The 12,449-nt window shown below is 45.7% G+C and carries 12 protein-coding genes; 4 read left to right on the plus strand and 8 right to left on the minus strand.

The window, feature by feature from the left end; translation table 11 throughout:
• Positions 1-93: 93 nt before the first annotated feature.
• Entirely contained in the window at positions 94-1,191 is a 1,098-nt protein-coding gene (locus tag HF638_RS01725; protein ID WP_169478607.1) for a quinone-dependent dihydroorotate dehydrogenase, read from the minus strand.
• A 253-nt stretch (positions 1,192-1,444) separates the two neighbouring features.
• Here HF638_RS01725 and HF638_RS01730 point away from each other — a divergent pair, with 253 nt between their 5' ends.
• Positions 1,445-1,582 (plus strand): hypothetical protein, encoded by a 138-nt coding sequence (locus HF638_RS01730; protein ID WP_165790049.1) that lies wholly within the window; start codon positions 1,445-1,447, stop codon positions 1,580-1,582.
• 42 nt (positions 1,583-1,624) lie between these two features.
• On the opposite strand, the gene HF638_RS01735 is transcribed toward HF638_RS01730, so the two are convergent.
• From HF638_RS01735 to HF638_RS01745, 3 genes are all read right to left on the minus strand, one after another.
• Complete coding sequence (locus HF638_RS01735; protein ID WP_169478608.1) at positions 1,625-3,067, minus strand: L,D-transpeptidase family protein; 1,443 nt, start codon at positions 3,065-3,067, stop codon at positions 1,625-1,627.
• Positions 3,068-3,286: 219 nt separating this feature from the next.
• Positions 3,287-3,529: a ferredoxin gene (locus tag HF638_RS01740; RefSeq protein WP_169478609.1), complete on the minus strand. Its 243-nt coding sequence runs from the start codon at positions 3,527-3,529 to the stop codon at positions 3,287-3,289.
• A 117-nt stretch (positions 3,530-3,646) separates the two neighbouring features.
• Positions 3,647-4,948, minus strand: a complete 1,302-nt coding sequence (locus HF638_RS01745) for a DNA polymerase IV (RefSeq protein WP_248278015.1) — start codon at positions 4,946-4,948, stop codon at positions 3,647-3,649.
• A gap of 533 nt (positions 4,949-5,481) precedes the next feature.
• Between HF638_RS01745 and cimA the strand changes: the two genes are divergently transcribed.
• Positions 5,482-7,101, plus strand: coding sequence for a citramalate synthase (gene cimA, locus HF638_RS01750; RefSeq protein ID WP_169478611.1), 1,620 nt, complete (start codon positions 5,482-5,484; stop codon positions 7,099-7,101).
• An 84-nt stretch (positions 7,102-7,185) separates the two neighbouring features.
• On the opposite strand, the gene HF638_RS01755 is transcribed toward cimA, so the two are convergent.
• Entirely contained in the window at positions 7,186-7,737 is a 552-nt protein-coding gene (locus HF638_RS01755; RefSeq protein ID WP_169478612.1) for a TlpA disulfide reductase family protein, read from the minus strand.
• Positions 7,738-7,917: 180 nt separating this feature from the next.
• Here HF638_RS01755 and HF638_RS01760 point away from each other — a divergent pair, with 180 nt between their 5' ends.
• Positions 7,918-8,409: a M67 family metallopeptidase gene (locus HF638_RS01760; RefSeq protein WP_169478613.1), complete on the plus strand. Its 492-nt coding sequence runs from the start codon at positions 7,918-7,920 to the stop codon at positions 8,407-8,409.
• On the opposite strand, the gene HF638_RS01765 is transcribed toward HF638_RS01760, so the two are convergent.
• Genes HF638_RS01765 through HF638_RS01775 form a run of 3 tightly spaced genes read right to left on the minus strand, consistent with a single transcriptional unit; the run spans position 8,395 to position 11,656 of the window.
• Positions 8,395-9,132 (minus strand): exonuclease domain-containing protein, encoded by a 738-nt coding sequence (locus tag HF638_RS01765; protein WP_169478614.1) that lies wholly within the window; start codon positions 9,130-9,132, stop codon positions 8,395-8,397. The genes HF638_RS01760 and HF638_RS01765 overlap by 15 nt on opposite strands.
• On the minus strand, positions 9,129-10,214 hold the full coding sequence (locus HF638_RS01770; protein WP_169479124.1) for a DUF294 nucleotidyltransferase-like domain-containing protein: 1,086 nt from the start codon (positions 10,212-10,214) through the stop codon (positions 9,129-9,131). The genes HF638_RS01765 and HF638_RS01770 overlap by 4 nt, the downstream gene beginning before the upstream one ends.
• Before the next feature lie 41 nt (positions 10,215-10,255).
• Positions 10,256-11,656 carry an ammonium transporter gene (locus tag HF638_RS01775; protein ID WP_062833649.1) on the minus strand — a complete coding sequence of 467 codons (1,401 nt, stop codon included), beginning with the start codon at positions 11,654-11,656 and terminating at the stop codon, positions 10,256-10,258.
• A 353-nt stretch (positions 11,657-12,009) separates the two neighbouring features.
• On the opposite strand from HF638_RS01775, the gene HF638_RS01780 reads away from it, so the two are divergent.
• A complete protein-coding gene (locus HF638_RS01780; RefSeq protein WP_017689377.1) occupies positions 12,010-12,438 on the plus strand; it encodes a MerR family transcriptional regulator in 429 nt (142 codons plus the stop codon).
• Positions 12,439-12,449 lie beyond the last annotated feature (11 nt).

Raw genomic sequence — 12,449 nt, forward strand, 5'->3', positions numbered from 1 at the left:
ATTATACATGATGTTTGGTGGGGGGAAGAGTCCCGAACCATTTTACGCTCTTCCATGCTTCTATATTTTCACTCCGGGGATTCACATTCTTTCTTAACGATGTTCCGCACCAACCGCTTCGGAGATATGACGATAACCGTCTTTGCGCAGCAACTCACGCAGTCCTGCATGAATGCGCCGATTCACCTCAGGTCCTTCATAGATCAATGCTGTATATATTTCGACCAGGCTTGCTCCGGCTTTAATTTTCTCATATGCATCCTCACTTGTGAAAATGCCACCTGAACCGATGATTGGAAGTTTGCCTTCGGTCTGGCGATAGATCTGGCGAATAATCTCCGTTGAACGGTCACGCAATGGTTTACCGCTCAGACCACCTGTTTCCTTCGCATGTTGGTGGGAAAGTCCTGCGCGGCTGATGGTAGTGTTTGTAGCAATAATGCCTGCAACGCCACTGTCTGCAATCGTGCGAACCATATATTCAAGTTCCTGATCATTCACATCTGGTGCGATCTTCACCAACACGGATTTGCTCGCTCCACCCGCTCGTGCATGTTGCACGTTCATCTCGTTCATGACCGCAGCGAGCAGTTCCTTCAATTCATTCCCATGTTGCAGATTACGCAAATCAGGTGTATTTGGTGAACTGATATTAACTACAAACAGGTCAGCAACATCGTATAGCGCCTGAATGCACTTCGAATAGTCCAGATGAGCTTCTTCATTAGACGTTGCCTTATTTTTGCCGATGTTAACAGCTACTGGAATGCGACGATCCTGAAGACGCGCCAACTCACCAGCCATGGCTTCCGCACCGAGATTGTTGAAGCCCATCCGGTTTACCAAAGCCTCATCTGGAGGTAAACGGAACAACCGTGGCTGATCGTTACCTGGCTGTGCAAGTGGCGTCACCGTTCCCACTTCCATGAATCCAAATCCGATGGAAGAAAAACCCGTTACGGCCTGTCCGTTTTTGTCCAGGCCCGCAGCCAGACCGACAGGTGTAGGGAAATGACAACCAAACATGTCAACAGCCAGATCAGACGTTTCACGAACGCCGTACATCACACGCAATCCGGAAGGAACCGGACGGATACTGCCCACGCCACTAAGGCCGCCAATAATCAGATGATGGGCCTGTTCAGGGTCCATTTTGAACAACAAAGGTTTAGCAAGACTTCTGTATAACAAATCACTCACTCCGTTCTGGTCCGGTACGCCAAAAGGCCGTTTGCCGTCTTTTCATATGTAAAAATCACTCTACACACAAGTCTATCTGTTTCTTATTAAAAAGGAAAGTAGTTTGCGCATAGACAGCACAAATCGAATAATGCAAAATGCTCACAAGAAATCCACTCGCCTACTGGAAATGACGAGTTGAATTCTTTACAATGAGAGCATGGTTACTCTACACCAGTTCTATTCCAATAAGGAGGAATAACTCATGGCTCCCAAACGTAAACCACCTGCATTACAGCAAAAGAAAGAAGAAGTGAATCGCAAAGCCATTGCATGGACAGCAGCCAGTGTAGGCGGCTTGATTATCATCATTGGTGCTCTTATCATTATTGCCAACTTGTAGATGATTCAGGCTGATTCCATCTGATTCTACATATTCAGCAGATCAATTCAGCCAGTGATACGTTTTGTTCGGATTATTCTGCTTTGGCACAAGCGTATGCTGATAACGCTGCTTCGCTTCTGGAACAAGCGTAAGATCTGGCAGCACATCTTCTCCAATGCGTACCGGAGTGCCTTGCGGAGCGAGAGCGAATAACTCTTCTACATCTCCTGTACGCATTCTCACACATCCAAGGGACTCATCTAGCCCGATGCTGTCTGGCTCGTTGGTTCCATGGATGGCATAATTCGTATTCGAGAGTTGCATACCTCTGCTGCCGAACTCCCCGTTCGAGCGTCCATTCGGATTGACCACTTTATCTGTAATGACAAATGAACCTTCCGGTGTTCGATCACCGCCAAGTCCCACATCATACATCCGAATAATGGTATCCCCACTGATTAATGCAAGTTTGTGTTTATCCTTATCAATGACAATCTCAAGTGGTTCCTGCAAAAAAGGCTGACCTCCCAGCGTATCTGCAAACGCGACATTTTTGCCTTGAGACGAATTCGAAGTCGTTGAACCATTCTCTTGACCACTCGAATCGTTCTTTCCTTCCTGTGCCTTTCCTTGATGCAAAGCTAGCAGCTTCGGAAACATTTCGGTCATACCTGGCGCAGTCTCTCCCAGAATATTATTCGGAAATGGCTGGGCCATTTGCGTTACACTCTTGGGCCAAGCGTCATTTTTTTTGCGATAGGCAACGATTGCACTTGATAATGATGCAGCGGCTTCCTGCTTGGCGGTCCACGCCAAGGCCATCTTTTTGATTTTCGGCGTGACTTCAGGAGGTTCACAGTTACATTGCTTGGCATCATAACTCTGTGCAGTTAATTTTCCGCTTGTATTGGTTTGTACTATGTATTTCACAGGCATATTTCTCTTCCATAAAGACCAGTCATCCGAGGTTTGCATACCCAGTACAGCCGAAGTCTCTACTTTTTGGCCTGACCCGGACCAGGCAGCTGCGAGCGCAGCCACGCCATGGTTGCCTCCACCAAATGCCGCAGCCGTGAACACATTACTTGGCGCAATGGATGCAGTCCCAACCTGTTTATCCGCTTCTACAGGCGCTGCGATATCATCTGTGGATTCCAGTGCGGCTGACAGCGCGTCGGCTGCTTCACGACTGAAGCCCGGAGCGTCCGCAGGTGGCAGACCTGCCAGCACAAGCAGCATTAATAACGTAAGCCACATTTTGCGTCTACGTTGTTTTTTCTCCTTCTGCTCAGACATCTCCACCAGTTTATCCTGATAGTCCACCCAGATGTCAGCAGGAGCCTTACTACGTTCAAATGCTTCGTAAACCTCGCCCGCTTGCTGGAAACAATAGTTGGCTTTAGCCTCCTGCCCTTCGCCCAAGTACTCCTTTCCGAGTAAGTACCAAGCCATTTTGTTGTCGGGATGTTTCTTGACATATGTTCTTAGATGAGTATTCTGCATCCGATCCTCCACTATTTCGCCTTTTTACGTATATCATTATATATCGGCATAATCAGGCGTTAATTCCATAGGACTTCAGTACCCGGTGGAAAAAATGAGTTTTCGACAATGTTCGTCCTTGATCCACAGATCATAAAATCACATTTGGATGGAACCAAAAAAGCACCTTCCCTTGTCATTAAGACAAAAGAAAGTGCTCTGTGTTCATAGGAGAAATACTTAGCCTTCTTTATTGAAAGGCTCGTCCGCTACTTTGATGGAATCTGTAGGGCAGCCGTCGCATGCATCCTGCATATCGTCAAACAAGTCGTCTGGAATAGCTTTGACACCATGGTTAGAATCTCCGTCAAAGATAACTTCTGCCAAACCTTCATCATCGTAATCGTAGATGTCAGGAGCCGTTGCTCCACAAGCACCACATGCGATGCATGTGTCTTTTTCAACCCAAGTATATTTACTCATTTACATTCTCTCCTCCTAAAATTCGAAACGTACAGTGTTTTTATCTAGAAACATATTAATACAAAGTAAGAATAATTACAAATCATTTTCCAACCACAAGTCTCTATTATCCCTTATTTAATCAAGACTTTGCAAGTTATCTTTTTGCAGGGAAGTGCCCCGTACTTTATGATTGCGAAGCAGCACGGAAGGATCGTCCCCAAGCATGCCTGCGGTCACAACAGCATTCTCACCAAATTTATCACGTAACTGATCCATAATTCGAATCAAATTGTCCTTCTTGGGCTTCTGCTCATATTCGAACAAGTCCATCTGCACAGCGGACTCTTCTCTTGGAATCAGGTTTTGAAGTGTCACGCCCAGCATGCGTACAGGCTTACCACTGCCCCAATGCTTCGCGAATAATTGACAAGCTTCACGGTAGATGATCGATGCATCCTCCGTTGGGACTTCCATTAAACGTGATCGGGTGATCGTCTTCATATCCGGTGTCCGAATCGTAATCTGAATACCCTGGCTAAACATTTCGTGCTTGCGCAATCTCCTGGCTACCTGGTCACTTATATTGAGGAAAACCCGATGAATATCGTTCATATCCGATACATCCGCCGGTAAAGTGGTCGTATGTCCAATCGATTTATTGGCTTCCCGTTCAGCGTGAACTGCGGAATGGTTAATTCCGTTCGCAGAATTTTTGAGCCATGCCCCATTGACCCCAAATAGTTCGGTCAACATGTTCTCATCTGATTTGGCCAATTGACCAATCGTTTCAATGCCCAGTTTCTTCAGCTTTTCAGCCGTCTTTTTGCCAATGCCAAACATCTCGTTACATGGCCTATGCCAAAGAATCCGAGGTACGTCCCTCATACGCAAAATGGAGATACCATTGGGTTTTTTCAGATCTGAAGCCATTTTCGCCAATAATTTGTTGGGTGCAATGCCAATGGAACAAGGCAGCCCTAATTCATCCTTGATTCTCCGCTGAATGCTCTCCGCAATCTCCATTGGATTCCCAAATTGCCTTGAGCCTGTAATATCAAGATAACACTCATCAATGGACGTCGCCTCAAGTTGAGGGGTATAACTATACGCAATCTGCATGAAAGCTCTGGAATATTGACGATATAAATGAAAATCAGGACGAATCACAATGAGATCAGGGCACTTTTTCATGGCTTGGTGCACAACCATCCCTGTTGAGATGCCTCGATTACGAGCGACATATGAGCAGGTTACGATTACTCCCTTTCGCAGTTCACTGCTGCCCGCAACGGCCGTTGCTTTTCCTCTATATAAATCTGGTTCCTCGGCTTCATGTACAGAGCAGTAGAAAGCATTCATATCCACATGCAGAATCACCCGTCCGGCTGTAGGGTAGTATTGATCCACATTCGCTGGAGGATTGCCTTCTGAAGACATCATGAACCCCCGCCCTTTCATGCACACTAATTAATGAAAACTAAATTACTTTCTTCTATAGTATATCAAACCCGTTATGTTAATTCAGTCACGAGCATTTATTTTCTGCGAGATCTGATCAGAGACCGAATAATCAACCAGCCTACACTCAAAAAAAGAACCAGAGTGATCAGGAATATAATCGTATTTCCCCATAAAAAAGTCAAAATCAACCCTCCTTTTCTTCCATATATTCCATTTAAAACTCAATAATAGATTATAACATACATCCGGATTATGCTTAACATCCTTCTTTTTGCTCTAAAATTCGATAATTGTTACATGAAACTGCGATTTCTATGTAGCATTTGGCTATAATGGTGCTATAATAATTAATTATACAAATTGACGACTTTAGGACAAATCAGCGCATTAAGTTTAACACAGTGTAGCGTTGCCGAATCGAAGGATTCGTCCACTAACGTACTTAACAGATTTTTTCAACTTACCATCCAAACTTCTAAAAAAGCGCTTTATCTCAAAGGAGGATCTTCATGTCAAAGGCCATTTCCATCTTCGATACGACTTTACGTGACGGCACACAAGGGGAGGGTGTCAGCTTATCGGCAGACGACAAACTCAAAATTGCCAAGAAGCTTGATGACCTGGGTGTCCATTATATTGAAGGCGGAATTCCCGGCAGCAACACCAAGGACATTGAGTTTTTCAAAAGAGTCAAGGAATTGAACCTGAACGCAAAGGTTGTTGCTTTTGGCAGTACCCGCCGAAAAGGCAGCGTTGCTAGTGAAGACGCCAACCTGAAGCGCATGATCGAATCTGGTGCTCAGGCTGCAACTTTGGTCGGTAAATCATGGGACTTCCATGTACATACCGCTTTGCAGACTACATTGGAAGAAAACCTGTCCATGATCTATGATTCCATCGCCTATCTGAAACAGAGTGGTATGGAAGTGATCTTTGATGCAGAACACTTCTTTGACGGATTCAAACATAATCCAGAGTATGCTCAAGCTGTCTTGACCAAGGCTCACGAGGCTGGAGCGGACTGGCTCGTCATGTGTGATACGAACGGTGGGACTATGCCGAACGAGGTACATGAGATCGTATCTACACTGCACAGAAGCCTGCCTCATGCACATCTCGGCATTCATACACATAATGATTGTGAACTGGCTGTGGCCAACACACTCAGCGCTGTACAAGCCGGAGCCCGTCAGGTGCAAGGAACGATGAACGGTTATGGAGAGCGTTGTGGTAACGCCAATCTGGCGTCCATCATTCCGAATTTGCAACTGAAGCTTGGCTATGAATGTGTTACGGAAGATTCAATGAGACAACTTACGAACGTGGCTCGTTATGTCAGCGAAATCGCTAATGTGAATATGCCGATTAATCAACCTTATGTTGGTAATGCTGCTTTTGCTCACAAAGGTGGCATTCACGTCTCTGCCATCCTGCGAGATTCCCGTACTTATGAACACATCGTGCCTGAACTGGTCGGCAACAAACAGCGTGTGCTGGTTTCAGAGCTTGCTGGACAGAGCAACATTGTGTCCAAAGCACAGGAATTGGGTCTTGAGTTCGATCCAAGCGGTGCCAATTCACGTCAGATTATTGAGAAAATCAAAGATCTGGAGCATCAGGGTTACCAGTTCGAAGGTGCAGATGCCTCGCTCGAATTGTTAATTCGTGAAGCGAATGGTGACATGAAAGAATTGTTCACTTTCGAATCATTCAAAATGCTTGTAGAGAAAACGGCAGGAAAATCCGTTGTTTCTGAAGCTTTTGTCAAACTTAATGTGGCTGGAACAAGTGTCTATACAGCTGCTGAAGGAAACGGTCCGGTTAATGCACTCGATAACGCTCTTCGGAAAGCGTTGGTACAATACTTCCCTTCACTTGCCAACATGCACCTGTCAGACTACAAAGTGCGTGTACTGGATGAGAAGGATGCCACAGCTGCCAAAGTGCGTGTACTGATCGAATCCAAAAACACCGAAAACACATGGAACACTGTTGGTGTATCCGAGAACGTGATTGAAGCAAGTTGGGAAGCTCTCGTGCACAGTTTCCGCTACGCGTTACTTCAAGAAAAATTGCAGGATGAACCGGGTACACTCCCTATTCCTGCTCACGGGTTAAGTAACCATTAATAAGGCTTATTTCCCGGAAAATAAAAAGGAAGCCTCTGCATCCATGAATCATGGGTAACGGAGGCTTCCTTTTTTAACTGAAAATTAGTTTGCGACAAGCTCTTTAATCTTACGTTCCAACTCTTTTTCGGGTAAAATGCCCAGGATAATCTCCTGTATAACACCTCTGGAGTCAATCAGAACATTCGTCGGAAAAGCCACTCCATTGTATTGAGCATATACCGTCCCCTTCTCGTCCAAGGGAATAGGGAACGTCAGTTGGTACTCATCCACAAAAGCTTTCGCATCCTTGAGTTTATCGTAGGATGTTACATTAACACCATACAGATCAAGCTTATCCTTGTATTTCGCAGCCATTCTATTCAATTCCGGAGCTTCCTGCTTACATGGCTCACACCAGGATGCCCAGAAACTGACGAACGTGGCCTTATCTTTGGCGCCACCGACACTGTACGTCTTCCCATCCATTGCTGTTAGAGAAAAAGCAGGAGCCAGAAGACCCGCACGAGGTCCCATCTCTGTAGGGATGGGTTCATCCTGCTTAAATACTGCGGAAATCCCATCCTCTGTATTACGGGCCATTGTAATACTAACAAGCAATATAACACCGAGGAGTATGTATTTGTTTCGTTTCATAACCCGCCACCCTTTTATATAATTAGCATATTGGAAGTAAACCGTAATTTCTGTAAATGCTAAATGTTCTCTTTAATATTGTACCCTTTTCCTTTAAAATTTTACAATCCGGATCACACAAAATAAAATGAAAAAGGACTCCTGCCTGAGCAGGAGCCAAAGAGAGAGGGGTGAATACAAATGGCAGCACTTCACGGGCAGCAAAACGTCTTTTACATCCCTTCTTCCGTAGAACAAGAGATGTCAAAGCACATGTTCCTTTCGCTGCCGCAAGAAGCCTGCGGGGTTATGCTGGGTGAAACCGCAGCGGGCGGCATACGAATCAGTCGGTTTCAGCCCATTCGTAACGTAGCACCTGACCCGCTGCACCATTTTGCACTGGACGATGCCGAATGGATCCGATGTGTATTCTCGGAACCTAGACTGATCGGCATCTTCCATTCTCATCCGCATACAAAGCCTGTTCCTTCCTTAGAGGACATGCAAGCTCTTCCGGCCTTCGCCGGTTTGCTCCAGATGTACCTCATAGGCTCACCTGACCTTACACCCGGATTACAATCTCACATGCAACTGAACGGTTATCAGATTGAATCCTCGAAGATACAACACGACCAGTCATACCACGTTGTCCCTTCGTACAATCTGCTTCCCGTTCCATTATGCGTGACTTAAGTGGGTATACAGATCACCCAAAGTCTCCACATTTTTACGAGTCATGTCCTCCAGATAGCAGGACCATAACTGTGCAGTCATTTTCGAATCTTCCAGCGCATGATGACGTCCATAGATCGGAATACCTCTGGATTCCAGCAATTCATCCAGTCCATACCCCGGCCGGCTTGGTTCAAGCCAGCGGGCCAACATCATCGTATCGATTAAACGATGCGTCAGCCTTACCTTTGAAGTCCGCCACAGAGCTGCATTCAGAAAGGCTCGGTCATGCGCACTTGCGTGTGCAATTAGAACATTTCCGCCTACAAAAGACATGAAATCATGCAGTCCCTCCAGCAAAGTTGGTGCGTCCAGCGTCATCTGCTGTGTGATGCCTGTCAGTTCAGTAATATGTTCCGGAACCGCAGTCTTGGATTGAACCACCGTATAGAACTGCTCTCCTTCCAGCACTACACCACCATGTATACGGACTGCACCAAATGAGATGATCTCATCCCCATGCTGGGGAGAAAAACCCGTCGTTTCCAGATCAAATACAACCGCGTCCAGCTCATTTAGAGGCGTATGCAGTACTTCAGGTCTGCGCTGTTCTCTCATCATAGAGCGGATAAACGCCATGTGTTGCGCCGTAGGGGCTCCCATGATGGAAGCGATGGCGGAAGGAACCCCTCCCTGACGCAGCGAATTCCAGAATCCTGTATTGCCCCTTGCCGGCTCTCTCATGGACGTCTCCTTTCTGCAAAACGTAACTGTCTTTGCAAAGCACGATGCACTCGTCGTACCAACCCGAGCGTATCCCTGAGCTCATAATGAATCTGTTTTTGTTTCATCTGCTTCTCATCCAGGAACCCACTGCTATGTTGCAAGTCCCGTTGGATGACCACTGGTGTACTTCTCCGAAACTTCAGAGCAGCTATGAACGCCCGCTGGCATGCATCCAGTAATGTAAACGGAACCGCTTCAAGTGTTGTCAGTCTCTCCATTCTTTTTAACGTAGACGACTCCTTGATCCCATGTTGCAAAGCCAAATAACGGGCACTGTTCACCAGCGGAATATACAAACCATACTTAACATCAAATCCGCCTGCATGTTCACCAAATCGCTCTGTGACCACACGACCAAGTACATTTAATGTCGCTTTATGTTTAACTGTATTGCGAAGAACTGCATCCGAAAGTTCAGGAATCAGTCTAAACTGTTCATAAAAACTGGTTATCCATTCCTCTGCCAGACTTTGCTCCCCTGCTACAAAACGCATGTCTGAAGCAATGATCAGATTACGAACGGGCTCCCAATTCAAATCCGAGCTCCAATCTGCTAATTGTTGTTTCCATGACGCCAGCGTTTTTCTCCATAGTGGCTCTGAACACATCACTTTGCCTTCGCATTTAGCGTAACCCAGCTCTTCCAACATATTTGACATTCGCTGTCCGAGCTGTGCAAAATATTCATCTTTACCTTCATGCGGAGTATCACTAATGATCATGCCATTATCCTGATCACTCCATAACGTTGCTTCTTCCCTGCCCGAACTGCCAAATACGATAAAGGCATAGGGGACGGGAGGTTGGCCGAAGCCTTCCTCAACCATCCCCTGAATGCATAACTCTACTGCTTTCCGTGCAATCCGGTCATGCAGTTCATTTACCGTTTGGTACCACTCGATCGGCGACAAGGAAGCGGACAACAATTCCTGGAGCTCGTTCTGTAATATCACACGTGCCTGGCGCAGTTCTTGAGAAGACACCGCGCCATCGATTCCCTGATAAGACCAGAAATAGTTTGTATACGAGATGGGTTCCATCATGTCCAGCCTCCTTGAAGCATGTTTCAGCATTATTCACCTCAGGAGCTGAACGTACCACCATTGGATTTAGAATCTACATTTTTCATTTGTTCAGGGTATCCGTAAGTACCGTGCTCACTGATATCCAGACCCATTGTTTCTTCTTCTTCAGTAACACGGATGCCCATGATCGCTTTCATTCCGCCCAGGATAATGAAGGACATTACCAGTACGAAGGCAAAAGCACCTGCCAGACCGAGAAGCTGTACGCCCAATTGGTGGAATCCACCGCCATAGAACAGACCCGCTTGACCTACACCCGCATGCTCAGCAAGTTCTGGTGTAGCGAACAAACCTGTGGAGATTGCTCCCCACATACCAGCAACACCGTGTACGGAGAAAGCGTAGATTGGATCGTCAATTCCTTTACGATCGAAGTACTGTGCTGTGAAGAATGTGATAACCCCAGCCAAAGCACCGATAACCAAAGCTGCCCAAGGCTCAACGAAGGCACAAGCACCTGTAATTGCAACGAGTGCCGCAAGCACACCGTTCAACATGCTAGGAATATCGGACTTGCCAAGAACTGCCCAAGAGATCAACAGTGCAGCAACACCACCAGCTGCAGCAGCTACGTTAGTAGTCAATGCAACATAACCAAAGAATCCATCGTCCAAAGCAGTTAACGTACTACCTGGGTTAAATCCGAACCAACCGATCCAGAGGATAATTACCCCGAGTACGGAATACACTTGGTTGTGACCTGGAATGATGTTAGGTTTGCCGTCTTTGTTGTATTTACCGATACGTGGTTTCAACAAGATGGTCGCTACCAATGCTGCAGTCGCACCAGTCAAGTGAACAACCGTCGATCCTGCAAAGTCTTGCATACCCAGCTCAGCCAACCAGCCACCGCCCCATACCCAGTGAGCAACAACCGGATACATGATAATGGTATACAGTGTACCGAATACAATATATACGCTCATTTTTGCACGTTCAGCCATACCACCGCAGGCAATGGCCAGAGATACCGCCGCAAAAGCGAGGTGGAATACGAATTTAACAGTCAATGGAACATCGGAGAAAGCCAGTGATTCGAAGGAAGCAGCCATTTTGTCACCGCTCAGGAAGAACCCTGTTGTTCCAAAGAAGCTGTTACCATTACCGAAACCAAGACCGAAGCCCAAAGCCCAGAAAGCAATAACTGAAATTCCCAATGTCAGGATAGTCTTACCCGCAATGTGTCCTGCATTCTTCATTCGTGTTGAACCCGCTTCAAGTAAAGCAAATCCCCCTTGCATCAAGAACACGAGTACAACAGCCAGAAACGTAAAGGCTGAGTTCAAACCACTTTGAAGTTCAATGTTAGTTGGCCCCTCCGCAGCTGCGAATGCACTGACCGGAAAAGCGAATAAAGTAAGCATTACTAACACGGAAACTAACCATTTCTTTCTCATATACCCCACTCCCTCTTATGTTAAGTTTCTTCACATATCGTGAAACTCTTAATGTCATTATAAGCAGAAGAGAGGAAAGTTGACAAGAGTATTTTCATCAAAATTGAAAATTATTTCTGGGAATAAAGTCATACGTCTTTTTCTTGCACTTAAGTACATAATCACATTCTATGAGTACATAGATATAGAAATGAAGAATGCTGATTACCAAAGCATAACGTTTGACTGTACGGTTAAAGATCATGTATCATACTTATTAGTAAGAAAAATTGGGCGTAGTATATAAAATTCGCAAGCGGAAACTACAATTCCCTACATTTGAACTTGCAAGCGAGGTGAATATCATTGGGGATATGAAACTTTTTCGGATTGGCGAACTGGCCAAGACCGCTGGTGTTAGTGAACGGACGATTGATTATTACACGAAACTTGGACTGATCGCTCCCGAAGAACGTACACAAAAAAATTATCGTCTCTATAGTAATGAAACTTTAACCAGGCTTGAACGTATTGTACAGATGAAACAAGAGAAGTATAGTCTCGACGAGATTAAGCAATCTCTTGAAAAGTGGCGTCTGGTTAGCACGGAAGAACAAGTTGCCAGCAAATTGACAACATTGGAGCTTCACGTGCAACAACTTGAGCGAGAGGTTAATGAACTCAAACCGCTACTTGGGGAGATGAAACCTGTACAAGCACGCAAGATGATGGCAGGACTACTTACCAAAAGTGCCGGTACAATGGAGGCACTGAAAATCTTGCTTGAGAACACCATGATGTAGCTTATTATTAG

Origin of the sequence: Paenibacillus sp. SZ31, assembly GCF_012912005.1 — a bacterium.
In the GTDB taxonomy this organism is placed as follows: domain Bacteria; phylum Bacillota; class Bacilli; order Paenibacillales; family Paenibacillaceae; genus Paenibacillus.